The organism is Limosilactobacillus reuteri subsp. reuteri (assembly GCF_000016825.1).
Taxonomy (GTDB): Bacteria; Bacillota; Bacilli; order Lactobacillales; family Lactobacillaceae; genus Limosilactobacillus; species Limosilactobacillus reuteri.
Window position 1 is genome coordinate 1,512,417 of record NC_009513.1, and the last position, 23,601, is coordinate 1,536,017.

At 38.9% G+C, this 23,601-nt stretch carries 37 protein-coding genes and 1 pseudogene; 1 reads left to right on the forward strand and 37 read right to left on the reverse strand.

The window, feature by feature from the left end:
- Window positions 1-41: 41 nt before the first annotated feature.
- The 37 genes and pseudogenes from truA to rpsL form a co-directional block, all read right to left on the reverse strand.
- Window positions 42-812, reverse strand: coding sequence for a tRNA pseudouridine(38-40) synthase TruA (gene truA, locus LREU_RS07620; protein WP_003664519.1), 771 nt, complete (start codon window positions 810-812; stop codon window positions 42-44).
- Between the two features lie 19 nt (window positions 813-831).
- Window positions 832-1,635, reverse strand: coding sequence for an energy-coupling factor transporter transmembrane component T family protein (locus LREU_RS07625; protein WP_003668773.1), 804 nt, complete (start codon window positions 1,633-1,635; stop codon window positions 832-834).
- Window positions 1,628-2,494, reverse strand: a complete 867-nt coding sequence (locus LREU_RS07630) for an energy-coupling factor transporter ATPase (RefSeq protein WP_003668775.1) — start codon at window positions 2,492-2,494, stop codon at window positions 1,628-1,630. Before LREU_RS07630 ends, LREU_RS07625 begins: the two co-directional genes overlap by 8 nt.
- Window positions 2,470-3,297 (reverse strand): energy-coupling factor transporter ATPase, encoded by an 828-nt coding sequence (locus LREU_RS07635; RefSeq protein ID WP_003668776.1) that lies wholly within the window; start codon window positions 3,295-3,297, stop codon window positions 2,470-2,472. The genes LREU_RS07630 and LREU_RS07635 overlap by 25 nt, the downstream gene beginning before the upstream one ends.
- A gap of 219 nt (window positions 3,298-3,516) precedes the next feature.
- A complete protein-coding gene (gene rplQ / locus LREU_RS07640; protein ID WP_003664528.1) occupies window positions 3,517-3,900 on the reverse strand; it encodes a 50S ribosomal protein L17 in 384 nt (127 codons plus the stop codon).
- Window positions 3,901-3,934: 34 nt separating this feature from the next.
- Window positions 3,935-4,879 (reverse strand): DNA-directed RNA polymerase subunit alpha, encoded by a 945-nt coding sequence (locus LREU_RS07645; protein ID WP_003664530.1) that lies wholly within the window; start codon window positions 4,877-4,879, stop codon window positions 3,935-3,937.
- An 85-nt stretch (window positions 4,880-4,964) separates the two neighbouring features.
- A complete protein-coding gene (gene rpsK / locus LREU_RS07650) occupies window positions 4,965-5,354 on the reverse strand; it encodes a 30S ribosomal protein S11 (RefSeq protein ID WP_003664532.1) in 390 nt (129 codons plus the stop codon).
- Window positions 5,355-5,388: 34 nt separating this feature from the next.
- Complete coding sequence (gene rpsM, locus LREU_RS07655) at window positions 5,389-5,754, reverse strand: 30S ribosomal protein S13 (RefSeq protein ID WP_003668778.1); 366 nt, start codon at window positions 5,752-5,754, stop codon at window positions 5,389-5,391.
- Window positions 5,755-5,785: 31 nt separating this feature from the next.
- Window positions 5,786-5,905: a 50S ribosomal protein L36 gene (gene rpmJ / locus LREU_RS07660; protein WP_003664535.1), complete on the reverse strand. Its 120-nt coding sequence runs from the start codon at window positions 5,903-5,905 to the stop codon at window positions 5,786-5,788.
- Window positions 5,906-5,941: 36 nt separating this feature from the next.
- Window positions 5,942-6,160: a translation initiation factor IF-1 gene (gene infA, locus LREU_RS07665; protein ID WP_003664537.1), complete on the reverse strand. Its 219-nt coding sequence runs from the start codon at window positions 6,158-6,160 to the stop codon at window positions 5,942-5,944.
- A 133-nt stretch (window positions 6,161-6,293) separates the two neighbouring features.
- A complete protein-coding gene (locus tag LREU_RS07670; protein ID WP_012390607.1) occupies window positions 6,294-6,947 on the reverse strand; it encodes an adenylate kinase in 654 nt (217 codons plus the stop codon).
- Window positions 6,948-6,952: 5 nt separating this feature from the next.
- The gene (secY, locus tag LREU_RS07675) at window positions 6,953-8,269 is read right to left on the reverse strand and encodes a preprotein translocase subunit SecY (protein WP_003664539.1); all 1,317 of its coding nucleotides are present in this window, start codon (window positions 8,267-8,269) and stop codon (window positions 6,953-6,955) included.
- A gap of 1 nt (window position 8,270) precedes the next feature.
- Entirely contained in the window at window positions 8,271-8,705 is a 435-nt protein-coding gene (gene rplO / locus LREU_RS07680; protein ID WP_003668782.1) for a 50S ribosomal protein L15, read from the reverse strand.
- Window positions 8,706-8,736: 31 nt separating this feature from the next.
- A complete protein-coding gene (gene rpmD / locus LREU_RS07685; RefSeq protein ID WP_003664541.1) occupies window positions 8,737-8,919 on the reverse strand; it encodes a 50S ribosomal protein L30 in 183 nt (60 codons plus the stop codon).
- A gap of 15 nt (window positions 8,920-8,934) precedes the next feature.
- Entirely contained in the window at window positions 8,935-9,444 is a 510-nt protein-coding gene (gene rpsE / locus LREU_RS07690; RefSeq protein WP_003664542.1) for a 30S ribosomal protein S5, read from the reverse strand.
- Window positions 9,445-9,465: 21 nt separating this feature from the next.
- Window positions 9,466-9,822, reverse strand: a complete 357-nt coding sequence (gene rplR, locus LREU_RS07695) for a 50S ribosomal protein L18 (protein ID WP_003664543.1) — start codon at window positions 9,820-9,822, stop codon at window positions 9,466-9,468.
- 62 nt (window positions 9,823-9,884) lie between these two features.
- A complete protein-coding gene (rplF, locus tag LREU_RS07700) occupies window positions 9,885-10,421 on the reverse strand; it encodes a 50S ribosomal protein L6 (protein ID WP_003664544.1) in 537 nt (178 codons plus the stop codon).
- A gap of 29 nt (window positions 10,422-10,450) precedes the next feature.
- A complete protein-coding gene (gene rpsH, locus LREU_RS07705; RefSeq protein ID WP_003664546.1) occupies window positions 10,451-10,849 on the reverse strand; it encodes a 30S ribosomal protein S8 in 399 nt (132 codons plus the stop codon).
- Between the two features lie 32 nt (window positions 10,850-10,881).
- Window positions 10,882-11,067, reverse strand: coding sequence for a type Z 30S ribosomal protein S14 (locus LREU_RS07710; RefSeq protein ID WP_003664547.1), 186 nt, complete (start codon window positions 11,065-11,067; stop codon window positions 10,882-10,884).
- A gap of 15 nt (window positions 11,068-11,082) precedes the next feature.
- Window positions 11,083-11,625 carry a 50S ribosomal protein L5 gene (rplE, locus tag LREU_RS07715; RefSeq protein WP_003668784.1) on the reverse strand — a complete coding sequence of 181 codons (543 nt, stop codon included), beginning with the start codon at window positions 11,623-11,625 and terminating at the stop codon, window positions 11,083-11,085.
- A 28-nt stretch (window positions 11,626-11,653) separates the two neighbouring features.
- Window positions 11,654-11,962, reverse strand: a complete 309-nt coding sequence (gene rplX / locus LREU_RS07720) for a 50S ribosomal protein L24 (protein ID WP_003664549.1) — start codon at window positions 11,960-11,962, stop codon at window positions 11,654-11,656.
- Between the two features lie 35 nt (window positions 11,963-11,997).
- Window positions 11,998-12,366, reverse strand: a complete 369-nt coding sequence (rplN, locus tag LREU_RS07725) for a 50S ribosomal protein L14 (protein WP_003664550.1) — start codon at window positions 12,364-12,366, stop codon at window positions 11,998-12,000.
- A 69-nt stretch (window positions 12,367-12,435) separates the two neighbouring features.
- Complete coding sequence (gene rpsQ / locus LREU_RS07730; protein WP_003664551.1) at window positions 12,436-12,702, reverse strand: 30S ribosomal protein S17; 267 nt, start codon at window positions 12,700-12,702, stop codon at window positions 12,436-12,438.
- A 24-nt stretch (window positions 12,703-12,726) separates the two neighbouring features.
- Window positions 12,727-12,933, reverse strand: coding sequence for a 50S ribosomal protein L29 (gene rpmC / locus LREU_RS07735; protein ID WP_003664552.1), 207 nt, complete (start codon window positions 12,931-12,933; stop codon window positions 12,727-12,729).
- Complete coding sequence (gene rplP / locus LREU_RS07740; RefSeq protein WP_003664555.1) at window positions 12,923-13,357, reverse strand: 50S ribosomal protein L16; 435 nt, start codon at window positions 13,355-13,357, stop codon at window positions 12,923-12,925. Before rplP ends, rpmC begins: the two co-directional genes overlap by 11 nt.
- 3 nt (window positions 13,358-13,360) lie before the next feature.
- Window positions 13,361-14,026, reverse strand: a complete 666-nt coding sequence (gene rpsC / locus LREU_RS07745) for a 30S ribosomal protein S3 (RefSeq protein WP_003664556.1) — start codon at window positions 14,024-14,026, stop codon at window positions 13,361-13,363.
- Window positions 14,027-14,038: 12 nt separating this feature from the next.
- Entirely contained in the window at window positions 14,039-14,386 is a 348-nt protein-coding gene (rplV, locus tag LREU_RS07750) for a 50S ribosomal protein L22 (RefSeq protein WP_003664558.1), read from the reverse strand.
- Between the two features lie 17 nt (window positions 14,387-14,403).
- Window positions 14,404-14,682, reverse strand: a complete 279-nt coding sequence (gene rpsS, locus LREU_RS07755; RefSeq protein WP_003664560.1) for a 30S ribosomal protein S19 — start codon at window positions 14,680-14,682, stop codon at window positions 14,404-14,406.
- Window positions 14,683-14,722: 40 nt separating this feature from the next.
- Window positions 14,723-15,568: a 50S ribosomal protein L2 gene (gene rplB, locus LREU_RS07760; protein ID WP_003664563.1), complete on the reverse strand. Its 846-nt coding sequence runs from the start codon at window positions 15,566-15,568 to the stop codon at window positions 14,723-14,725.
- Window positions 15,569-15,593: 25 nt separating this feature from the next.
- On the reverse strand, window positions 15,594-15,890 hold the full coding sequence (gene rplW, locus LREU_RS07765) for a 50S ribosomal protein L23 (protein WP_003664564.1): 297 nt from the start codon (window positions 15,888-15,890) through the stop codon (window positions 15,594-15,596).
- Window positions 15,890-16,513, reverse strand: coding sequence for a 50S ribosomal protein L4 (rplD, locus tag LREU_RS07770; RefSeq protein ID WP_003664566.1), 624 nt, complete (start codon window positions 16,511-16,513; stop codon window positions 15,890-15,892). The genes rplW and rplD overlap by 1 nt, the downstream gene beginning before the upstream one ends.
- A gap of 21 nt (window positions 16,514-16,534) precedes the next feature.
- Window positions 16,535-17,194 (reverse strand): 50S ribosomal protein L3, encoded by a 660-nt coding sequence (rplC, locus tag LREU_RS07775; protein ID WP_003664567.1) that lies wholly within the window; start codon window positions 17,192-17,194, stop codon window positions 16,535-16,537.
- Between the two features lie 48 nt (window positions 17,195-17,242).
- Window positions 17,243-17,551 carry a 30S ribosomal protein S10 gene (rpsJ, locus tag LREU_RS07780; RefSeq protein WP_003664569.1) on the reverse strand — a complete coding sequence of 103 codons (309 nt, stop codon included), beginning with the start codon at window positions 17,549-17,551 and terminating at the stop codon, window positions 17,243-17,245.
- A 462-nt stretch (window positions 17,552-18,013) separates the two neighbouring features.
- Window positions 18,014-19,299: pseudogene (locus LREU_RS07785) on the reverse strand (ISL3 family transposase).
- A 202-nt stretch (window positions 19,300-19,501) separates the two neighbouring features.
- Window positions 19,502-21,589, reverse strand: coding sequence for an elongation factor G (gene fusA / locus LREU_RS07790; RefSeq protein ID WP_003664573.1), 2,088 nt, complete (start codon window positions 21,587-21,589; stop codon window positions 19,502-19,504).
- Between the two features lie 138 nt (window positions 21,590-21,727).
- Window positions 21,728-22,198 carry a 30S ribosomal protein S7 gene (rpsG, locus tag LREU_RS07795; protein ID WP_003668788.1) on the reverse strand — a complete coding sequence of 157 codons (471 nt, stop codon included), beginning with the start codon at window positions 22,196-22,198 and terminating at the stop codon, window positions 21,728-21,730.
- 20 nt (window positions 22,199-22,218) lie between these two features.
- Window positions 22,219-22,638, reverse strand: coding sequence for a 30S ribosomal protein S12 (gene rpsL / locus LREU_RS07800; RefSeq protein ID WP_003668789.1), 420 nt, complete (start codon window positions 22,636-22,638; stop codon window positions 22,219-22,221).
- Between the two features lie 267 nt (window positions 22,639-22,905).
- Between rpsL and LREU_RS07805 the strand changes: the two genes are divergently transcribed.
- The gene (locus LREU_RS07805) at window positions 22,906-23,580 is read left to right on the forward strand and encodes a prepilin peptidase (protein WP_003668791.1); all 675 of its coding nucleotides are present in this window, start codon (window positions 22,906-22,908) and stop codon (window positions 23,578-23,580) included.
- The last annotated feature ends 21 nt before the right edge of the window (window positions 23,581-23,601 follow it).

A 23,601-nucleotide genomic window follows, 5' to 3' on the forward strand; every position in this document is an offset into this window, starting at 1 on the left:
AGAAATACCAATGGCTAGTATACCTTCTTCTAGCACTTTCGTCAATCCTTTTCATCATTTGTTCCATAATCTACATTAACTAAATATAAACCACTCGCTGGCGCTGTCATCCGTGCCAATGTCCGATCCTTCGCCTTAAGGACTCGAGACACGTCATCTACTGGTCGCTGATTGCTCCCGATTTCTAAAAGAAAAGCGACCATTATTCGAACTTGATTATAAAGGAAACCATTACCAGTAAAGTCAAAGACGACTTCATTTCTTACCTCATCGCGTTTAATTGTAATATTCTCAATCGTCCGAACATTACTTTTTGCTTGACTTCCTGATGCAACAAAACTTGTAAAATCATGAGTTCCAACCAAATCATCAGCTGCTTTTCTCATTTTTTCTAAGTTAAGAGGATATTTAAAATGAGAAGTATAGTTACGTTTAAAAGGATTCACAAATTCCCCCTGATCAACCCGATAACGATAAGTTTTACGATGAGCACTATAACGCGCATGAAAGTCATTATCAACTAATTCAGCTTTCTTAATTAAAATATCCAGTGGCAAAATGCTGTTGAGGGCCTTTCTCATCGATTCATTACTTAAATGATAGGGAATATCAAAGTGCGCAACCTGATTCAGAGCATGAACTCCTGCATCTGTTCTTCCTGAGCCGATAACGGGAATAGCAGGAGTTGGGTGCTTAGCAATTTTATTTACTGCATTCTTTAATGTTTGTTCAACTGTCCGCTTATTTGGTTGAATTTGGAAACCGGAAAAATTGGTTCCATCATAAGCAAAGGTTATTTTATAACGATACATTTTTTACTTCCTTATTAATTTATAAAAATATTCGGATGCAAACTAGACCAACTGTCACAATCAATAGCGCCAAGCCAGCCCACGCATCATTTTTATGCCAAACTAATTGACGATAATGAGTCCGTGGTGCATTAGGATCATACCCTCGTGCTTCCATTGCCGTTGCTAATTCTTCTGCCCGCTTAAACGAGTTGACAAACAATGGGATAAGAATCGGAACTAAATGTTTAATCCGTGTCAAAAGATTTCCAGCGTTAAAATTAATCCCGCGGGCCCGTTGAGCTTTCATAATTTTATTAGTTTCATCCATAATAGTTGGAACAAAGCGCAACGCAATGGAAAGCATTAACGTAATCTGATTGACAGGGACCTTAATTATTTGTAATGGTTTCATTAACCATGCCAAGGCGTCTGCAATCTGAAAAGTTTGAGTGGTGGCAGTTAAGACAGTTGAGGCGGTGATAATCACAATAAAACGGTAGAAAATAATCAATGAATTAATAAGACCATCACGGGTTATTGCCATAATTCCCCAATGCCAATACATCTTTCCGCCACTACTAAATAAAATTTGAAACGCTACTGTTATCAAAATAATTAAAAATAACGGCTTAATTCCTTGCCAATACTGTCTTAACCCAACATTACTTAACTTAATTGCCGCAAGGAGCGCTAATAAAAGCCATATAGCAGCTAAAAAATTATTCACGAAGAAAATTAAAATAACGTAAATAATACACATAATTAGTTTTATTCGTGGATCAAGACGATGAAGGATCGATTTTACTGGTACATAACTACCAAATACGATTTTACTATTCATTTTCTTTTCTCCTCATCGCTTCTGCTATTTCATCTGCTAATGCATCAAGCGTAAGCGGTTCTGTATTTTTTAAAGTTATCCCATCTTTACTAAGGAATTGCGCAACTTCGACGGAAACAGGCAGCGTCAATGATAGTTTTTTTAATCGTTGAGCATCATTAAATAATTGCTGAGGAGTCGTATCCGCAACAACCTGCCCATTACTCATTGCAATTACGTGATTAGCATAGTAGGCTACCTGTTCCATTTGGTGAGTAACCATTATAATCGTTGTTCCTTTCTTATTAAGTTCTTTAATAAGTTTAAGCAAATCATTAGTTGCTTGAGTATCCAGTCCCGCTGTTGGTTCATCAAGAATTAAAATTTGGGGATCCATTGCTAAAACGCCAGCAATCGCTACTCGCCTCATTTGTCCTCCAGAAAGTGCAAAAGGAGAGTGTGACTTTAATTCTAATGGCAAATCCACCATTTTTAATACTTCATCAACTGCTTTTTCAATTTTTTTTGCAGGCCACCCTAAATTATGAGGCCCAAAAGCAATATCCTCCGCAACTGTTTCTGCAAATAGTTGCTGTTCAGGAAATTGGAATACAAAACCGACTTGATGGTGGATTTTACTTAAATATTCAGCTTTTGTCGTTGCATTAATTTCTAAACCTGCTACATTAAGTTCCCCACTACTGGGCTTTATTAATCCATCAATTAATGAAACCAATGTCGACTTCCCACTTCCGGTTTGTCCAATAATAGCAACAAACTCTTGCTCTTTAATTGTTAATGAGACATTATGTAAGGCTTCATTAGTAGAATTCGGATATATATAGTGGAGTTTTTTTACTGTAATTGCTGCTTTAGCCAATTTTTTAGCTCCTCTAAATTTAAATATCTATTTGGAATATTAATTCCTCGTTCAACCAATAATTTCTGCAGTTGCTGACTCGCAGGAACTCCTACTCCAATTTCAAGTAATAATTCTTTATCTTTAAGAATTTCGGATGGAGTACCTTGCTTTACAACTTGCGAATCATTTAACACAATTATTTTATCTGCTAGCTCAATTTCTTTAAGATCATGCGTAATCGAAATAATTGAAAGATTATATTCATTTTTTAATCTTTGCAATAAAGACAAAATTTCTTGTCGTGCTAAAGGATCAAGCATACTAGTGGCCTCATCAAGGATTATTATCTTAGGCATTAATGCAAGGATTCCTGCAAGTGCTACCCGTTGCTTTTGTCCTCCTGAGAGATTAATAGGAGCTGTGTTTTTATAATCACTCATTCCCACCATCTTTAAAGCTTTATCAATCTTTTCCCCCATTTCATTTTGAGCTACTTGTCGGTTTTCAAGTCCGAATGCAACATCGTCAGCAACTGTTGCTCCTACAAACTGATTTTCAGGGTTTTGAAAAACGAATCCGATTTGCTGGTGAATCTGACCTAAAGAACTTTCGTTAACTTGAATTCCGTCAACTTCAATCGATCCCGCAGTAGGACTGAGTAATCCATCAATTAATCGGGCTAATGTACTCTTTCCGCTACCATTATGACCAATAATTGCTGTCCAAGAAAATGGTTCAAAATCTAGATTGATATTGTTTAAAACGGGGTATTTACTGTCTGGATATGTAAATACAAGCTTTCGAATTTTTATTCCAGTCACAGTATTTCCTCTTTTCAATTTTAGTTAATAAGTATATTTTAGCAAAGTCCACAGAATTATCTATCAAAATTAAATTTAAAATAAAAAATCACTTACCATTGAAGTGCGCGAGGGTTTCCCGCATTCAAGCTAGACTAGGGTTTCCCCACCATCGTAACGCTCTATACTATCAATGATAGTGATTCTTTATTACGTATTTAGTTTATGTGAACGAATTAATTAGTCCACTAATTCAAGAATAACCATTGGTGCACCGTCACCACGACGAGGCATAGTCTTCAAGATGCGTGTGTAACCACCGTTACGATCTGCATACTTTGGAGCAAGTTCTTCAAAAAGGTTTTGAAGAGCAGATTGTACACGAATATCATCGCCATCTTCCTTAACATCAGCAACAACATTACGCACAAAAGCGGCAGCCTTACGACGAGAAGCTAAATCACCATGCTTAGCAAGCGTAATCATCTTATCAGCAGTCTTACGAACTTCCTTAGCACGTGCTTCAGTAGTGGTAATACGACCATTAACGATTAAATCTGTAGTTAAATCACGTAATAAAGCCTTACGTTGTGAACTTGTACGTCCTAATTTACGGTAACTCATAAAGTGGTTCCCTCCTTTGCAATTGGTATACTAATTAGTCGTCTTGGCGAAATGAAACACCAAGATCATTTAATTTAAGTTTAATTTCTTCTAACGACTTTTGTCCTAAGTTCCGAACCTTCATCATATCAGACACTGTTCGATCAGTTAATTCCTTAACAGTATTGATACCAGCTCGCTTCAAACAATTGTAAGAACGTACAGAGAGATCAAGCTCTTCAATAGTCATTTCAAGCATCTTCTCTTTGTGTGTTTCTTCTTTTTCAACCATCACTTGAGCATTTTGAGCTGTTTCTGTTAAATCAACAAACATAGCTAAGTGTTCAGTCAAAATCTTCGCACCTAGACTAACTGCTTCAGTTGGTGTTAATGAACCATCAGTCCAAACATCCAGCGTCAACTTGTCATAATCGTTACGCTGACCAACCCGTGCATTTTCAACAGTGTAATTTACACGTTCAATTGGGGTATAGATGGAATCAATCGGTAAAACACCAATTGCTAAATCATCCATCCGGGCCTTATTATCGTTAGCAGAAAGGTAACCGCGACCCTTATCAGCAGTTAACTTGATGTGTAATTCTGCGCCATCAGCAACAGTTGCAATATGCAGATCAGGATTTAAGATTGTAACTTCATTATCACCCTGGATATCACTTGCAGTTACTTCAGCAGGTCCTTTAACATCTAATTCAAGATTCTTTTGATCCTCAGAATCAAGCTTCAAAGAAACTTTCTTTAGATTTAGGATAATCTGCGTAACATCCTCAGTTACACCTTCAACAGTGCTAAATTCATGTAAAACACCATCAATTTGCATACTCGTAATCGCTGCACCTGGCAAAGATGCAATTAATACACGTCTTAACGAGTTACCGAGAGTGGTTCCATAACCGCGCTCAAGTGGTTCTACGACAAATTTACCGTAGTTATCTGTTTCTTCAACTTTGTGAATATTTGGCTTTTCAAATTCGATCATTCTATCCTTGTACCCCTTTCAAAACGTGGTTCGTATTTGAGACAAAAAGGCAATTGATGGAAATAATTGTCTCCAGCAATGTCAATTAAACACGACGACGCTTTGGAGGACGAGAACCATTGTGAGGAACAGGTGTTACATCACGAATAGCAGTAACTTCCAATCCGGTTGCTTGAAGTGCACGGATAGCAGCTTCACGACCTGAACCTGGACCCTTAACTTCAACTTCAACAGTCTTCATACCATGTTCCATAGCTTGCTTAGCAGCAGCTTCTGAAGCCATTTGAGCAGCAAATGGAGTGGACTTCCGACTTCCCTTAAAGCCTAAAACACCAGCTGAGGACCATGCTACAGCGTTACCTTGAACGTCAGTAATCATGATCAAAGTGTTATTAAATGTTGAGTGAATGTGTGCAACACCAGTTTCAACATTCTTTTTTGCACGACGCTTACGCGTACCTTTTTTGGTTGCCATATCTAGTACTAACCTCCTTTTTTATAAAGTTAAATTACTTCTTCTTATTAGCGATAGCTACAGCTTTACCCTTACGAGTACGAGCATTGTTCTTAGTATGTTGACCACGAACAGGTAGGCCACGACGGTGACGCATACCACGGTATGATCCAATTTCTTGAAGACGCTTGATGTTCATTGAAACTTCACGCCGTAAATCACCTTCAACTTGAATTTGATCTACTTGTGCACGAATTTTTTCTTCTTGATCTGGAGTCAAATCACGAACACGGATATCTTCTGATACACCAGCATTTTCAAGAATCTTCTTAGCAGTAGAATCACCAATACCAAAAATATATGTTAAGCCGATTACGATTCGCTTGTCACGAGGTAAATCGACACCTGCAATACGAGCCATGAGCTACACCTCCATTTCTCTATAAAATAAATTACTTACCTTGACGTTGCTTATGCTTTGGGTTAGCAGAGCAAATAACCATAACACGACCATTACGCTTAACGATCTTGCAGTGCTCACACATCTTTTTAACAGATGGTCTTACTTTCATTCTAAAATCCTCCTATTGAGAGTAAATGATCAATAACTACTTGAACCGGAAAGTAATCCGACCCTTTGTAAGGTCATATGGAGACATTTCTACTTTAACACGGTCTCCTGGTAAAATTTTAATGTAGTGCATCCGAATTTTGCCAGAAACATGTGCTAAAATTTCTGCTCCATTTTCCAATTCAACTTTAAACATTGCGTTAGGCAAAGTTTCAGTTACTTTACCTTCTACTTCAATTACATCGGCTTTTGCCACGAAATAGTACCTCCTTACCTATTCTAGATATTACGTAAAAATGGTGGAAAGTATAAAACTTCCCACTACTCAGATAGATAAACCTTGCATAGTTTAGCATATGTTTACAAACTTCGCAAGAGATAACTATTATCTAGTTTAGGTTTGTTAATACTTTCTTGATATCTTCATAAACTTTATCGATATCTTGTTCACCATTAATTTCGTGCAAAACACCTTTCTTTTGGTAATAGTCTACCAGTGGTGTGTTCAACTTAATATTAACATCTAGACGATTCTTAACCGTTTCAGGCTTATCATCATCACGCTGATAAAATTCATGATGACCACAAACGTCACATGTGCCTTCAACTTTAGGAGCATTATAAAGTTTGTGATATGTTGCTCCACAGTTACGACAAATAAAACGTCCACTTAAACGTTCTACCAATACATCCGGTTCAACGTGAATATTGATCACAGCATCAAGATGCCGATTACTCTCTGCTAACATCTCATCCAAAGCTGCTGCTTGGTTAAGATTACGAGGAAATCCATCCAGCATAAAGCCATCTTTAGTATCATCTTGAGCTAACCGTTCCTTAACGATACCGTTAGTAACTTCGTCCGGAACAAGTTCACCTTTATCAATATATTTCTTAGCTTCAATTCCCATGGGAGTTTCATTCTTCATGGCTGCCCGAAAAATATCTCCAGTTGAGATATGAGGAATTGGAAAATTTTCAACGATCTTTTGAGCTTGAGTACCTTTACCGGCACCTGGAAGACCCATTAATACAAGATTCATACTCATTAGTCATTTCCTCCTTTAGGTTCTCGAATAAATCCAATATATTCGCGCTTCATTGTTAGTCCGTTTAACTGTCGAACAACATCTAAAGCAATTTGTACGATAATCAGTAAGCTTGTACCACCTAAACCAATTGACTGACTTAGGTTCCATACGTTACTTGCAATTAACGGAATTAAGGAGATTAATCCTAAGAATAATGAACCTACTGTACTCAATCGCATTAACAATGAAGAAATATAGTCTTGTGTACCCTTTCCAGGACGTACTCCAGAAATATAACTTCCTTGCTTTTGTAAATTCTCAGCAAGTTTTTCTGGGTTAACCTGAACAAAGGCATAGAAAAAGGTAAATACAACAATCAAAAATACATACAGTGCGATCCCAGGACCAGATTGCATGTTAAAAATGGTCGTCATGATTTGATACCAACTATCCCCACCATGGTTTTGCTGGAAAGCCATAAGAATAGTTTGCGGGGTTGAGATAAAAGAACCAGCAAAAATAACAGGAATAACACCTGATACGTTAATCTTCAAGGGAAGATAACTACTGGATGGTGAAGTAGTGGTCCGTCTTGTGTATTGAATTGGTAGACGTCTTTCCGCCTGTTGGACCCATGTGACAAACGCTACAATAATTAAAATTGCAACAATAACAAGAGTAACAAATCCAATTCCCATCCACAAAGCAGAACCAGATTCACCAGCAATTTGGTCATCCCATAACTGACGAATTCCACCTGGCATTTGCGCAACAATACCAGCAAAAATTAACATGGAAACACCATTACCCAAGCCACGTTCAGTAATCATGTCTCCCATCCAAGTAGCAAACATTGTACCTGCAGTTAAAATTAAACCGATTGTTAAATACGTTTGAACACCAGGGTGATTAACCAAACGAATAGTACTCAATGCATTAAACCCGGCGGTAATACCGATTGATTGAATAAATCCAAGTACAATCGTTAACCATCGGGTTGCTTGATTAAGTTTTCGCCGTCCTACTTCTCCTTGTTTACTCCATTCAACAAAACGCGGAACAATATCCATTTGTAATAGTTGAACAACAATTTGCGCAGTAATATATGGAGACACTCCCATTGCAAATAAAGAGTAATTCTCCAATCCACCACCACTAAAGGTATTGAGGATTGATGCTAAACCGGTTGAGGAGATTTCCTGCAAAGCAGCAGCGTTAACTCCAGGAACGGTAATCGCTGCCCCAATCCGATAGACAATCAATACAAACAATGTAAAGAAAATCTTTTTACGGATATCTTTTACCTTGAATGCATTTTTGACGGCTGTGAACAAACTACATCACCTCAGTTTTACCACCGGCAGCTTCAATTGCAGAAACTGCAGAAGCAGAAAACTTATTAGCCTTAACAGTTAATTTCTTTTCAAGCTTACCGCTACCAAGAACCTTGATGCCGCTCTTCAAGTTCTTAACTAAGCCACTTTCCATCAATAATTGTGGAGTAACTTCTGTACCATCATCAAACTTGTTTAATGATGCCAAGTTAACAATCGCGTATTCTTTCCGGTTAATGTTGGTAAATCCACGCTTTGGAATTTGCCGGTAAAGTGGCATTTGACCCCCTTCAAATCCTAAACGGGTCTTTCCATGAGCCTTTTGCCCCTTAGTACCACGTCCAGATGTAAAACCGTGTCCTGATGAAAGTCCACGACCCTTACGAAGACGCTTAGAACGAGAACCAGTAGCTGGCTTCAATTCGTTTAACTTCATTAGTAGGCACCTCCTTATTATTTAATTTTAATTACTTAACTTCTTCAACAGAAACCAAGTGAGCGATCTTAAAAATTTGACCGCGTGTTGCCGCATTATCTGGTAAGATAACTGAGCTATTGATCTTACCTAATCCCAATGCCTTAACAGTACGACGTTGAGTAGGTTGTCGGTGGGCAACACTGTGAATTAAGGTAACTTTTACTTGAGCCATAATTTAGTGCCCTCCTTATTCTGCTAAGTGGTCTACTGAAACACCACGTAACTTTGCAACTTCTTCAGCGTTCTTTAATTGCTTCAAACCTTCAAACGTTGCACGAACAACGTTAACAGGTGTGTTAGAGCCAAGACGTTTAGAAGTAACGTCCGCAACACCGGCAAGGTCCATAACATTACGAACCGCACCACCGGCAGCAACTCCAGAACCTTCAACAGCTGGCTTTAACATGATCTTTCCACCGCCGTATACACCAATAACTTCGTGTGGAATAGTAGTTCCAACGATAGGAACAGTAATCAAGTTCTTTTCAGCAGCTGCTTGAGCTTTACGAATAGCTTCTGGAACTTCTTGAGCCTTACCAGTACCAAAGCCAACATGACCTTTACGGTCACCAACAATTACTAAAGCAGCGAAACGCATACGACGTCCACCCTTTACAACCTTAGTAATCCGGTTGATGGCTACAACTTGATCGTCTAAATCCAACTTTGCTGGATCAATGAATTCTGATGATGCCATTGCAGGTTATTCCTCCTTTTTTTAGAATTTAAGTCCGTTTTCGCGAGCAGCTTCAGCCAAAGCTTGAACACGTCCATGGTAAAGGTATCCGCCACGATCAAACACAACTTCAGTAATGTTCTTTTCGTTAGCGCGTTTAGCAATTAATGCTCCTACACCACTAGCTTGTTCAGTCTTAGTCTTTCCACTTACTTCACTATCATTTGTGGAGGCACTTGCGAGCGTCACACCCTTTACGTCATCAATTAATTGAGCGTAAATGTTTTTGTTTGAACGGTAAACACTTAAGCGTGGGCGCTCCGCAGTACCAGAAATCTTACCGCGAACTCGTAAATGACGACGTTGACGGATCTTGTTCTTGTCTGGTTTAGAAATCACAACAGTCACCTCTTATTATATTAATTCTATTAAATAAAAGAATGTTAAATAATCTTTTCAGATTACTTACCAGTCTTACCTTCCTTACGGATAATGTGTTCGTTTTCGTAACGAATACCCTTACCTTTGTATGGTTCAGGTGAACGTACAGCACGAACTTCAGCAGCAAAATTTCCAAGGTGTTCCTTGTTAATTGAGCTTAATTCGATAGTAGTATTGTCAGGTACATTAATTTCAACATCTTCTGGCTTATCCATTTCAACTGGGTTTGAGTAACCAACAGTTAAAATCAACTTGTTACCTTTGAGTTGAGCACGGTAACCAACACCAACAAGCTTAAGAACTTTCTTGTAACCATCAACAACACCTTCAACCATGTTGTTAACATTAGCACGAGTAGTTCCGTGTAACATCTTTAACTTATTAGTGTCAGCATCACGATCAAACTTTACAACGTTACCATCAATAGTCATTTTGATTAATGGTGAAATTTCACGAGATAACGTACCCTTAGGACCTTTAACAGTAACTACATTACCATCTTGAGAAATTTCAACACCACTTGGCAAATCAATTTCTTTGTAACCAATACGACTCATCTTTGCACCTCCTATCTAATATTCGTTTTTTACCAAACGTAAGCGATAACTTCGCCACCAATTTTCTTGGCACGAGCAACTTTATCAGTAACAACACCTTCAGATGTTGAAATGATAGCAATACCTAATCCGTTAAGAACCTTAGGCACAGCATCTGACTTAACGTATGTACGTAAACCAGGCTTAGAAATACGCTTTAAGCCAGAAATAACACGTTGACCGTCATTACCGTACTTTAAGAACACACGGATGATGCCTTGCTTGTTATCATCAACGTATTCAACATCGCGAATGAAACCTTCGTTTTTTAAGATTTCAGCGATGTCCTTCTTCATCTTTGATGCAGGTGCTTCTACTGATTCGTGTTGAGCCATGTTAGCATTACGAATACGAGTTAAGAAATCTGCAATTGGATCACTCATAGACATCGATGTTTTCCTCCTTTTGTCGGTTTTTTTGTTTACCAGCTAGCCTTCTTCAAACCAGGAATTTGTCCTTTGTGGGCAAGTTCTCGTAAGCAAATCCGGCATAGGTGGAATTTACGGTAAACAGAGTGCGGACGTCCACAACGTGCACAACGCGTGTATTCACGACTTGAGAACTTAGCTGGACGGTTGCACTTAGCAATCATTGATTTTTTAGCCAATTTGTGGAACCTCCTTTATTTAGCAAACGGCATACCGAGTTGAGCAAGTAATTCACGGGATTCTTCGTCAGTTTGTGCAGTTGTTACAATAACAACATCTAAACCACGAACTCGGTTAACTTTATCATAATCAATTTCTGGGAAAATTAATTGTTCATGGATACCAAGAGTGTAGTTACCACGACCATCAAATGCCTTGTTACTTACACCATGAAAATCACGAACCCGTGGCAATGCCACATTAACTAATTTATCTAAGAAATCATACATACGTTCACCACGTAAGGTTACCTTAGCACCAATTGACATACCTTCACGAAGACGGAAACCAGCGATTGATTTCTTTGCCTTAGTAATTAAAGGTTTTTGACCAGAAATCAAGCCGAGTTCTTCAACAGCTTCGTCAAGATTCTTGGAGTTAGTAGTTGCATCACCAACACCCATGTTTAAAACGATTTTGTCAATCTTTGGTGCTTGCATAACTGAAGAGTAGTTAAACTTTTCAATCAATGCTGGACGAATTTCATTTTCGTATTTAGCTTTCAAACGGTTTTCCATTAGAAGTTATTCCTCCCTTCCTTAAAAATTAGTCAAGTGTCTTACCTGACTTCTTCGCAACACGAACCTTCTTACCATCAACGAACTTATAACCTACACGAGTTGGTTCATTTGTTGAAGGATCAATCAGCATTACGTTTGAAGCATTAATTGCAGCTTCTGTATCAATAACGCCACCATTAGGATTTGAGTTGCTTGGTTTTTGGTGTTTCTTAACGATATTTACACCTTCAACGATAACGCGGTTTTGAGAAGCAAGTACCTTTTTAATAGTACCTTCTTTGCCCTTATCCTTACCAGCGATTACGCGAACCTTATCACCTGTTTTAATGAACATGTTGATTGTGCACCTCCTTATTTTCGGTAAAATCTTTAGAGAACTTCTGGAGCTAATGAAACGATCTTCATGAAGTCGTCTCCACGAAGCTCACGAGCGATTGGGCCAAAAATACGGGTACCCTTAGGGCTCTTGTCGTTGTTAATTAAAACAGCGGCATTTTCATCAAACTTAATGTATGAACCATCCTTACGGTGAATACCATGTTTAGTCCGTACAACAACGGCCTTAACAACGTCACCCTTTTTGACAACGCCACCTGGTGTTGCCTGCTTTACAGTAGCAACAATGATGTCACCAATATTACCTGTTTTAACTCGGGAACCACCTAAAATCTTAATAACTAAGATTTCACGAGCACCGGAGTTATCAGCGACCTTCAACCGACTTTCTTGTTGAATCACGGTTAATGTCCTCCTTCCATTTACAAATAAGAATTAGAATACGAATAATTTTTAGAGTTATCTGCTAAATTAAAGGGTAGCAGCTTTTTCGACAATCTTTACAAGACGGAAACGCTTCTTAGCTGATAATGGCCGAGTTTCCATAATTTGTACAGTGTCGCCGGTCTTAGCTTCGTTGTTTTCATCGTGAGCATAGTACTTCTTTGAGTACTTAACACGCTTACCATAGATAGGTGCACTCTTGTAAGTATCAATTACAACAGTGATAGTCTTATCCATTTTATCAGAAACAACGTGGCCTTGGTAAACCTTACGTGCATTACGTTCTTCACTCATGCGCTAATCCTCCTTTTCGTATTCTTATTTGTTTAATTCTTGTTGACGAAGAACTGTCTTAACCCGTGCAATATCTTTGCGTACTTGCTTAAGACTTGCAGTATTTTCCAACTGGCCGGTTGCTAATTGGAAACGTAAGTTAAACAATTGTTCCTTCAGTTCCTTTTCACGGTCAAGTAGCTTATCAGTGGTTAATCCATTCAGTTCTTGTACATAATCTTTACTTTTCATTAGATTGTCCACCTACTTCCTCACGTTGTACGATCTTAGTGCGAACTGGCAACTTGTGACCGGCAAGACGTAAAGCTTCACGAGCGACTTCTTCAGAAACGCCCCCTACTTCAAACATTACCTTGCCACGTTTTACTGGAGCAACCCATCCTTCAGGAGCACCTTTACCGTTACCCATCCGGACCCCAACACCCTTACTAGTGTATGAGAGTTGTGGGAAGATTTTAATCCAAACTTTCCCACCACGCTTCATATAACGCGTCATAGCGATACGAGCAGCTTCAATTTGACGGTTGCTAATCCAATGTGAATCAAGAGCTTGTAAACCAAATTCACCAAAAGTAACAGTTTTACCACCCTTAGCTTCACCGCGCATATGACCACGTTGAACCTTACGGTGCTTTACACGTTTTGGTACTAACATGTGTTACTTCCCTCCTTGTTCATCATTGTTTGAGTTCTTCTTAGTAGGAAGTACTTCACCACGGTAAATCCAAGTCTTTACACCAAGAACACCGTATGTAGTGTTAGCTTCGTCCCAAGAATAATCGATATCAGCACGGAGTGTATGCAATGGAACAGTACCATCCGAGTATGATTCGATCCGTGACATATCTGCACCGTTCAAACGACCAGCAACTTGAGTCTTAATACCCTTAGCTCCAGCACGCATAGCACGTTGCATAGCTCCACGCATAGCACGACGGAAAGCAATACGAGCTTCTAATTGCCGTGCAATACTCTCACCAACAAGGTGAGCATCTAAATCTGGCTTCTTAATTTCCACAATGTTAATGTGAACACGTTTACCAGTTAATTTGTTAAGTTCTTTACGAAGTGCTTCAACTTCTGAACCACCTTTACCAATAACCATTCCTGGCTTGGCAGTATGAATTGATACGTTTACGCGGTTAGCTGCACGTTCAATTTCAACGGTTGATACAGAGGCATCAGCAAGTCGCTTTTCAATATACTTACGGATTCGAAGGTCTTCGTTAAGGTAATCAGCAAAGTCCTTGTCAGCGTACCACTTTGCAGTCCAATCACGAATGACCCCAACACGAAAACCATTAGGATTGATCTTTTGACCCACTATTCATTCCTCCTATCGTTCTGTAACAACCACTGTAATATGACTAGTCCGCTTGTTAATTGGAGAAGCAGAACCCTTAGCGCGAGGACGGAACCGTTTAAGAGTTGGTCCTTCGTTAGCAAAGGCTTCACTTACAACCAATGAAGCGCGATCTAAGTCGAAATTGTTTTCAGCGTTTGCAACAGCAGATTTTAATACTTTTTCAACATCTGAAGCGGCACCACGAGGGGTGAACTTCAAAATAGCAAATGCTTCGGCAACACTCTTGCCACGAATGGCATCTAATACAAGACGAACCTTACGAGCAGAAACCCGTACCATCTTGGCAGTAGCCTTAGCTGACGTAATGTTTTCAGCCATATGTTATTTCACCCTCCTTACTTACCTGTCTTCTTGTCATCAGAAGCATGACCATGGAAAGTCCGAGTAGGAACAAATTCACCTAACTTGTGACCAACCATGTCTTCTTGTACGTAAACTGGCACGTGCTTCCGACCATCATATACTGCAAATGTGTAACCAATAAAACTTGGGAAAATGGTAGAACGACGTGACCATGTCTTGATGACAGTCTTCTTTTCAGAACCTTCTTGCTCCTTAACCTTCTTCAGTAATGAAGCATCAGCGAAAGGTCCTTTTTTCAAACTACGACCCATTTAGTGTACCTCCTCTCGGGTATTAGAACGTATATAAATATTAACGAGTATGTGGACCGCGCTTCCGACCACGAACAATGAACTTGTTTGAACGAGCTTTGTGTGAACGGGTCTTCTTACCAACAGTCTTCTTACCCCATGGAGAAAGAGGAGATGGTAAACCAACTGGTTGCTTACCTTCACCACCACCATGTGGGTGATCGTTAGGGTTCATAACAGAACCACGAACGTGTGGACGTTGACCAGCATAACGAGTACGACCAGCCTTACCTTTAATAATCAAGGCGTGTTCATCATTACCAACAGTACCGATAGTAGCACGACAAGTAGCAAGGACCATACGAACTTCACCAGAAGAAAGACGTACTAATACGTATTTTTCTTCCTTACCAAGTAATTGAGCTGAGGCACCAGCCGAACGAGCAAGTTGACCACCTTTACCTGGTTTTAATTCAATATTGTGAATAACAGTACCAACTGGAATGTTCTTTAAAGGAAGAGCATTACCAACCTTGATATCAGCATCAGGACCAGATTGAACGGTCATGCCAACCTTCAAGCCCTTAGGTGCGATGATGTATGATTTAGTACCATCAGCGTAAACAAGTAAAGCAATATTTGCAGTACGATTTGGATCGTATTCAATTGCCTTAACAGTTGCTGGAACATCATCTTTAATTCGCTTAAAGTCAATAATACGGTATTGACGCTTTGTACCACCACCACGGTGACGAACAGTAATGTGACCATAGCTGTTACGACCAGCAGTGTGCTTTAACGGAGCCAATAATGACTTTTCAGGTGTTGTCTTCGTGATTTCAGCGAAGTCATAACCGTTCATATTACGGCGACCGTTAGTGGTTGCTTTATATTTACGAATTCCCACTGTTTTTTCCTCCTTTTTTTAATGATTAGTTTTCGTTGTTGTCGTTAAACAACTTAATTTCATTTGAGTCGGCAGATAAAGTAACAATAGCCTTACGACGACGCTTAGTGTATCCTTCGTAACGACCTTGGCGCTTTAACTTACCTTTTACATTCATAATGTTAACTTTTACAACTTTAACGCCAAAAATTTCTTCAACAGCATTTTTAACTTGTGTCTTAGTTGCTCGTAAATCAACATCAAAAGTGTAACGCTTGTTGTCCATGCCAGCCATTGAAGCTTCAGTAACTACTGGACGTAAAATAATGTCACGTGCTTCCATTATGCGAGCACCTCCTCTACTTGAGAAAGAGCTGACTTAGTGATAACAATCTTTTGGTTATCAACAACGTTCAAGATGTTAACACCTGCTGGAGTAACAACTGTAGCATTAGCTAAGTTACGTGCTGATAAAGCAGCATTCTTGTCGTCATCAGTAACAACAACTAATGTCTTTTCAGCAACGTTTAAGTTACCCATAACATCAGCGAATTCCTTTGTCTTTGGTGCATCAAAATTTAATGCATCAACTACTACAAAGCTGTTATCAAGAACCTTTTGGGAAAGGGCAGACTTGATTGCAAGTTGACGAACCTTACGAGGAAGGCTGTACTTATATGAACGTGGAGTAGGTCCAAAAACAATACCACCACCACGGAATTGTGGAGAACGGATAGAACCTTGACGAGCACGACCAGTACCCTTTTGACGCCATGGCTTCTTACCACCACCGCTAACTGCAGAACGATTCTTTACAGCATGTGTACCTTGACGTAATGAAGCACGTTGACGCAAAATTGCATCAAATACAACATTTTCATTTGGTTCAACCCCAAATACTGCATCGTTTAATTCAACAGTACCGTTTTGGCTACCATCTTGTTTATACAAATTAACGCTAGTCATTATTTACTTCCTCCTTTCTTCTTATTTATTGTGTTGTTTGCTAAGACTCTTCTTAGTATTAGCCTTAACTGAGTTCTTAATAGTTACGTAAGACTTGTTTGCACCAGGAACATTACCCTTGATGAGTAATACATTGTTGTCAAGATCAACCTTAACAACTTGTAAGTGTTGCATGGTAACAGTCTTGCCACCCATACGACCAGGAAGCTTCATACCCTTGAAAACCCGGTTGATAATGGCACCCAATGAACCAGGACGACGGTGGTAACGAGAACCGTGTGCCATAGGTCCACGAGATTGGTTATCTTTATGGATGTTACCTTGGTAACCATGACCCTTGGTAGTACCCGTAACGTCGACAGTTTCACCTTCTGCGAAAACGTCAGCCTTAACTTCGTCTCCGACTTTAATGTCCCCTAATTCAGCGTCGCGGATTTCACCGATGAAGCGCTTAGGGGTCGTGTTTGCTTTTGCTGCATGACCTTGTTCAGGTTTGTTGCTCAAAACTTCCCGCTTGTCATCAAAACCAAGTTGTACAGCACTGTAACCATCGTTTTCAACGGTCTTAATTTGCATTACAACGTTTGGTGTAACATCGATAACAGTAACTGGAACTAATTCACCATTGTCAGTGAATACTTGAGTCATTCCAACCTTTTTACCTAAGATTCCTTTGGTCATGAGTACACCTCCAATTTTATGTTTTATGTATTATTCTTATTCTAACAATTAAAGCTTAATTTCAATATCAACACCACTAGGAAGATCGAGCTTCATTAATGAATCAACGGTCTTAGGTGTTGGGTCAACAATATCGATTAAACGCTTGTGTGTGCGCATTTCGAATTGCTCCCGTGACTTCTTAAATTTGTGTGGTGAACGGATAACAGTGTAGATAGTCCGTTCAGTTGGTAACGGAATAGGACCTGAAATTTGAGCACCTGTCCGCTTAGCGGTTTCAACAATCTTATCAGCAGATTGATCTAAAATACGGTGTTCATAAGCCTTTAACCGAATACGAATCTTTTGTTTTGCCATTATGTTCCCTCCTTCGTCAGATTTGAAATTTGACTAGCTCCGCGGAAATTACCGCCACATCCTGTGGCAAAGCGGCCGGGTGTGTCGCAACCTTCCGCATCAACGCTTCGCAGCTTTCACTTAATAGGGGGTAAGGCAAATCTACCTCCAAAGCTCAAGCACCTATCCATAATACTAAAGAAACGTAATTAGATCAAGGGAAATTTTAGAATATTTTCAATTGAAATATTTTTGTAAAATTTTCTTCCTAAGTTAGTTAAAAATTAGTGATACTAAAATACCATTAATTTTTCTGATGTATTAAAAAGTAATTTATTCGTTTTGCCGAAACTCATTAAAATGCTTTTTGAATTTTTATTACCAAACAAAAAAGGGTTCTACGTCAAGTAGTGTTGATACGCAAATATAAATCTCTGCCAATTAAATTGGTCTAGTTAGAATCGTCATTCGTGGCGGTTCTTTTTAGTTAGTTTGAATTTGGTGGCCAATAATTAAATAAATCCGAGTTTTAAATGCCGTAAAGTAGCGATAACCACAGGCAACTCGTTTGATAGTTTTAATTCGATTATTAATCCCTTCGGTTCGACCATTTGAGAACTTCGTCTCAAAGCCACGCTTGATTCCCTCTTTATAGCGCTAAAACCTGACAACGGTGGATTGTATAATGGCTGACACTGTCTGGCCGAAGTTTAAGTAATTGAAAGAAAGTTGTAAAATCAACGTTGATTGTAGGCACGCTTCAAGGATTGAATAAAATTATAGGTAGCGCCTAACTCTTGGTCATACGCTAACATTAAATCCAAGATCATAACAGAATTAACAACGCTGCTAAAATAGCGTCCTTCGTAATACAATTTTGTACTTAAATTTTCCCAATCTTGGAGGAATAAGCGCCAATAGTGTTTAAGACGCCGCGCTTGTTTCTGCTCCGCTGAATCACCTTTGCGTAAACGGTTGAAGACATGAATTCGCACATGATTCATCGTGTCATTAAGATGTTTAGCGATATGGAAACGATCATAGATGATTTGCGCACAAGGAAAAACAGTCTTAACTAGTTGATCATAAGCAGCGTTCATATCCATCACCAGATATTTCACCCGGCAACGAGCTTGACGAGTAAACTGTTGATAATGTTTAAATAAGCTACGTAATCGACGGTCTTCAAGAGGCTCAAATAAGCAACTTCGATCACCATCAACGGCGATGAAACTCATCTTACCTTTAGCACTCCGCATTGACTTAAATTCATCAATACATAGCGTTTCCGGTAGATAGTTTAAATTCGGTTTATATTGATCGGCGAGGTCCAAAAGGATCCGCTGAACTGAAGCCTCACTGATAAATAAATCATGGGCAATATCTTTAATTGTTTGAATTCGAGTTAATCGAAGAATAACTTCACGCCTTAAATCACGACTAATTGTCCGTTGCTTTTCAAAGAGATAACTAGTCGCATTAAATGTTGTATGACAGTCAGGACATTGAAACCGTTGGGTCTTAACGAGTAACACCAATGGCTGAGTCCTAAATTGACCATATTTGTGTTTAGCTTGATAAAACCCATATTTTAAGATTTGACCGCGATTAATAACTCCGCAGTTTGGACAAGCTCGCGGCGTATAAGAAAGGGTACAGGATATTTGCGCCACACGAACATTTTTAATTACTTTATATTTAAGCCAATGATGAGGAAAATTTAAGTGAGGGTCTGTTAAATTAAGGAGAGTTCTTGTATCATTATCCATGGAGGTTACCTTCTTTTCTATGTGATTTGGCGATTTCATTGTATCAGAGGGCGAGCCTCTTTTTTAGTTTAAAAACAAAAAATCTGATATTGGTATAGAATGTAATATTTCTATATCAACACCAGATATTGTAGAACCCAAAAAAGAACTACAGTAATCAAACTGTAGCTCTTTGATGGATTTGAGATCATAATGTCAATAATTAGTTATTGCCACCGTTTTTCTTAATAATATCTTCTTGAACAGACTTAGGAACAGCTGAGTAGTGATCGAAAGTCATAGTGAAGGTACCACGACCTTGTGTTGCTGAACGCAATGCAGTAGCGTATCCAAACATTTCAGAAAGTGGAACAAATGAGTGGATTAATTGAGCATTACCACGTTCTTCCATACCATCAATGGTACCACGACGAGCTGTTACTTGCCCCATAACATCACCCATGTTGTCTTGTGGTACAACAATGTCAACCTTCATAATTGGTTCAAGGATAACAGGATCTGCTTTCTTAGCAGCATTCTTAAGTGCTAATGATGCAGCAACCTTAAAGGCAGCTTCACTAGAGTCAACTTCGTGGTAACTACCATCATAAAGCTTAGCATGCATGTCAACAAGTGGGTAACCTGCAAGAACACCATTTTGCATAGCTTCTTTCAAACCTTGTTCAACAGCAGGGATAAATTCACGAGGAACAACACCACCAACGATGGCATCTTCAAATTCGAATCCTTCCCCTTCTTTAAGTGGTGTAAATTCGATCCATACATCACCGTATTGACCTTTACCACCAGATTGACGAACAAACTTACCTTGAGCACTTGCAGTCTTAGTAAATGCTTCACGGTATGAAACTTGTGGCTTACCAACAGTAACTTCAGCGTGGAATTCCCGACGAAGACGTTCAACAATAATGTCCAAGTGAAGCTCACCCATACCGGCAATTAAAGTTTCACCAGTTTCAGGATTAGTTTCAGCCTTGAATGTTGGATCTTCTTCAGCAAGCTTTTGAAGGCCCTTGTCCATCTTATCTTGGTCCGCCTTAGACTTAGGTTCTACAGAAACTTGGATAACAGGTTCTGGGAAGTCCATTGATTCAAGTTGAAGTGGATGGTCAGGATCAGTTAATGAATCACCAGTAGTAGTGTTCTTCAAACCAATAGCAGCAGCAATATCACCAGAGAATACTTCTGGAATTTCTTGTTGTTGGTTAGAGTGCATTTGAAGCAAACGACCGATACGTTCACGCTTGTCCTTAGTAGCATTAAGAACGTATGAACCTGATTGAAGTGAACCAGTGTAAACACGTAAGAATGTCAAACGACCAACGAATGGGTCAGTAGCAATCTTAAATGCTAAGGCAGCAAATGGCTTATCATCACCAGCTGTTAATTCAATTTCATTTCCATCAGCATCATGAGCAACGAATGGCTTAACATCAATTGGTGATGGAAGATAATCAATAACAGCATCAAGCATCATTTGAATACCTTTATCCTTGTAAGCTGAACCAGCTAATACAGGGAAAATTTGTTCTTCCAAAGTACCTTTACGAATAGCTGCTTTGATTTCATCAACAGAAATTTCTTCACCTTCAAGGTACTTTTCCATTAAGTTATCGTCAATATCAGCTAATGTTTCAACCATTTCGTCATGACGCTTTTGAGCTTCTTCCTTCATATCATCAGGAATCTCAACAGTATCCCAGTTAGTACCGAGCTTATCTTCGTCATAAACATAGGCAACCATCTTAACAAGGTCAACTAAACCGATAAAGTCATCTTCAGCACCAATTGGCATTTGAATAGGAAGAGGAGTAACATTCAAACGGTCTTTAATAGTTTGAACTGAGTAATCAAAGTTAGCACCAATCTTATCCATCTTGTTCGCAAAAACGATCCGTGGAACGTTAAATTGGTCAGCTTGACGCCAAACAGTTTCTGTTTGTGGTTCAACACCAGCTTGAGCATCAAGAACTGTTACAGCACCATCAAGAACACGTAATGCACGTTCAACTTCGACAGTAAAGTCCACGTGTCCTGGAGTATCAATGATGTTGATCCGGTTATCTTTCCAAACAGCAGTAGTAGCTGCTGACGTGATAGTAATACCACGTTCCTTTTCTTCATCCATCCAGTCCATTTGTGAAGCACCATCATGGGTTTCACCAATTTTGTGAATCTTACCAGTATAATATAGAATCCGCTCAGTTGCAGTCGTCTTACCGGCATCAATATGTGCCATGATACCGATGTTACGAGTCTTAGCAAGTGGGTATTCACGTTTATTAGCCATCTTAAAAGAGTATCTCCTTCCGAAATATGGTTATCCTTATTTTACCATTATTTTCAAAAAGGGGTGACGTAATCGATGTTTGAACGTCACCCCTTCACTGAAACTAGTTAAATAACCAGAATCAAATGACAGTGATTATTACCAGCGGTAGTGTGCGAATGCACGGTTGGCTTCTGCCATACGGTGCGTATCTTCACGCTTTTTAACTGAAGCTCCAGTATTGTTTGAAGCATCGATGATTTCACGTGCAAGACGTTCAACCATTGTATGTTCACCGCGCAAACGTGCGTATTGAACAATCCAACGAAGACCTAATGTAGTACGACGGTCTGGACGAACTTCAATCGGAACTTGGTAGTTAGAACCACCAACACGACGAGCCTTAACTTCCAAGACAGGCATAACATTTTCCATTGCTTGTTGGAATACTTCAACTGGATCATTACCAGTTTCGTTCTTAATTTCATCAAAAGCAGCGTATAAAATCTTAGTAGCAGTTCCACGCTTACCATCAATCATTAAGTGATCAATTAAGCTAGTAACCAACTTTGAGTTGTACATTGGATCTGGTAAAATTTCACGCTTTTGTACATGTCCTTTACGTGGCATTACTTAACTCCTCCTTAAAATTACTTCTTATTCTTAGGCTTCTTAGCACCGTACTTAGAACGTGATTGCATACGGCCTTCAACACCAGCAGTATCTAGAGTACCACGGATGATGTGGTAACGAACCCCAGGTAAATCCTTAACACGACCACCACGAATTAAAACAACTGAGTGTTCTTGGAGGTTGTGTCCAATACCAGGAATGTAAGCAGTAACTTCGATTAAGTTTGAAAGACGTACACGGGCATACTTCCGTAAAGCTGAGTTAGGCTTCTTAGGAGTCATAGTACCCACACGAGTAGCAACTCCACGTTTTTGTGGTGATGGAGTCTTAATTTCTTCTTTCTTGAAAGTGTTGTAAACATAACCAAGAGCTGGTGACTTTGACTTGCCCTTGTGGCTCTTACGGCCTTTACGTACCAATTGGTTAATGGTTGGCATTATTTTTTCCCCTTCCTTAATTTAAGTCCACACATCCAGGCGGTTCTTTTTTGTGAATAAAAAAAGTCCTAAATGTATCTATACAATTTTTGTGCCTTCGTTGACGCATCTGCCCAACGACAGACACTCCGTTGCTAAAAAAGCACCTTAAATAGACTATCATGCTCACAAATGAATGTCAACGTATCCTCAGCGATTTCTTTTAAATCGTTAATTTAAAAGTGAATTTCATTAAAAATCACGTATTTATTTATTGGGAGGTTTTTTATGTTATTTTTATCATTTTTATTTGGTGCTTCTGTTGCTTCATTTATTACTTCTTGTTGCTATCGTCTTGGTAATAACCACTCTTTAACCATTCCTCAGCGATCATATTGTGATAATTGCCATTCTATTTTACGATGGTGGCATCTTATCCCTATTTTTAGTTTTATCATCCTTCGCGGTCAATGTTATTATTGTAAACAAAAAATTAGTTTATATTTGCCAGTAATTGAATTTTTATCTGGTATTGCTTTTACTACTTTCCTCATTTATGAACCTATTCATGACTTAATCATTCTTCTCTTTCTCACTAGCTTAATCTTTTTAACTTCTACTGATTTTTTTAGTCATGTAATCTATTCTTATTCACTATTGGGAATGTTTCCGATTACCTTACTATCTATTCCACAAAATTATTTTTACAATTTGATTTTTGCCTGCATTCTAGTAGTCAGTTTACTATTATTTGCTACTTTTACTAAGACACTAGGAATTGGCGATATTGAATTTTTGTTTGTAACATGCCTGATATGGGGATGGTATCAAACCCTTTTAATTATCCAATGGAGCTCTTTAATCATGCTATTTATCTTTGTATTTACAAGAAAAAAGAAACTACCATTTATCCCCGCTCTATCCCTTGTTACTATTCTGTGTCTTTTTATACAAGGCTGTTAAAAATAAAAGACCAGGATTACC

Coding starts and splice junctions, on each gene's coding strand:
- rplW (WP_003664564.1), bottom strand. CDS start 15,890: ATGGAAGCACGTGACATTATTTTACGTCCAGTAGTTACTGAAGCTTCA.
- rpsL (WP_003668789.1), bottom strand. CDS start 22,638: ATGCCAACCATTAACCAATTGGTACGTAAAGGCCGTAAGAGCCACAAG.
- rplD (WP_003664566.1), bottom strand. CDS start 16,513: ATGACTAGCGTTAATTTGTATAAACAAGATGGTAGCCAAAACGGTACT.
- rpsS (WP_003664560.1), bottom strand. CDS start 14,682: ATGGGTCGTAGTTTGAAAAAAGGACCTTTCGCTGATGCTTCATTACTG.
- rpmD (WP_003664541.1), bottom strand. CDS start 8,919: ATGGCTCAAGTAAAAGTTACCTTAATTCACAGTGTTGCCCACCGACAA.
- rpsM (WP_003668778.1), bottom strand. CDS start 5,754: ATGGCTCGTATTGCAGGTGTCGATTTACCTCGTGACAAGCGAATCGTA.
- rplV (WP_003664558.1), bottom strand. CDS start 14,386: ATGGCTGAAAACATTACGTCAGCTAAGGCTACTGCCAAGATGGTACGG.
- rplQ (WP_003664528.1), bottom strand. CDS start 3,900: ATGAGTTACCGTAAATTAGGACGTACAAGTTCACAACGTAAGGCTTTA.
- LREU_RS07670 (WP_012390607.1), bottom strand. CDS start 6,947: ATGAATCTTGTATTAATGGGTCTTCCAGGTGCCGGTAAAGGTACTCAA.
- rplO (WP_003668782.1), bottom strand. CDS start 8,705: ATGAAGTTAAACGAATTGAAGCCAGCTACTGGTTCTCGTTCTAAGCGT.
- rpsK (WP_003664532.1), bottom strand. CDS start 5,354: ATGGCAACCAAAAAAGGTACGCGTAAGCGTCGTGCAAAAAAGAATGTT.
- rpsG (WP_003668788.1), bottom strand. CDS start 22,198: ATGCCACGTAAAGGACATGTACAAAAGCGTGAAATTTTACCAGATCCA.
- rpsH (WP_003664546.1), bottom strand. CDS start 10,849: ATGTCTATGAGTGATCCAATTGCAGATTTCTTAACTCGTATTCGTAAT.
- rplX (WP_003664549.1), bottom strand. CDS start 11,962: ATGTTCATTAAAACAGGTGATAAGGTTCGCGTAATCGCTGGTAAGGAT.
- LREU_RS07625 (WP_003668773.1), bottom strand. CDS start 1,635: ATGAATAGTAAAATCGTATTTGGTAGTTATGTACCAGTAAAATCGATC.
- truA (WP_003664519.1), bottom strand. CDS start 812: ATGTATCGTTATAAAATAACCTTTGCTTATGATGGAACCAATTTTTCC.
- fusA (WP_003664573.1), bottom strand. CDS start 21,589: ATGGCTAATAAACGTGAATACCCACTTGCTAAGACTCGTAACATCGGT.
- rplE (WP_003668784.1), bottom strand. CDS start 11,625: ATGGAAAACCGTTTGAAAGCTAAATACGAAAATGAAATTCGTCCAGCA.
- LREU_RS07805 (WP_003668791.1), top strand. CDS start 22,906: ATGTTATTTTTATCATTTTTATTTGGTGCTTCTGTTGCTTCATTTATT.
- rplF (WP_003664544.1), bottom strand. CDS start 10,421: ATGAGTCGTATTGGTTACAAAGAAATTGATTTGCCAAGTGGTGTTGAA.
- rpsJ (WP_003664569.1), bottom strand. CDS start 17,551: ATGGCAAAACAAAAGATTCGTATTCGGTTAAAGGCTTATGAACACCGT.
- rpmC (WP_003664552.1), bottom strand. CDS start 12,933: ATGAAAAGTAAAGATTATGTACAAGAACTGAATGGATTAACCACTGAT.
- rplC (WP_003664567.1), bottom strand. CDS start 17,194: ATGACCAAAGGAATCTTAGGTAAAAAGGTTGGAATGACTCAAGTATTC.
- LREU_RS07645 (WP_003664530.1), bottom strand. CDS start 4,879: ATGATCGAATTTGAAAAGCCAAATATTCACAAAGTTGAAGAAACAGAT.
- rpsQ (WP_003664551.1), bottom strand. CDS start 12,702: ATGAGTGAAGAACGTAATGCACGTAAGGTTTACCAAGGCCACGTTGTT.
- rpmJ (WP_003664535.1), bottom strand. CDS start 5,905: ATGAAAGTAAGACCATCTGTTAAAAAGATGTGTGAGCACTGCAAGATC.
- rpsE (WP_003664542.1), bottom strand. CDS start 9,444: ATGGCATCATCAGAATTCATTGATCCAGCAAAGTTGGATTTAGACGAT.
- rplP (WP_003664555.1), bottom strand. CDS start 13,357: ATGTTAGTACCAAAACGTGTAAAGCACCGTAAGGTTCAACGTGGTCAT.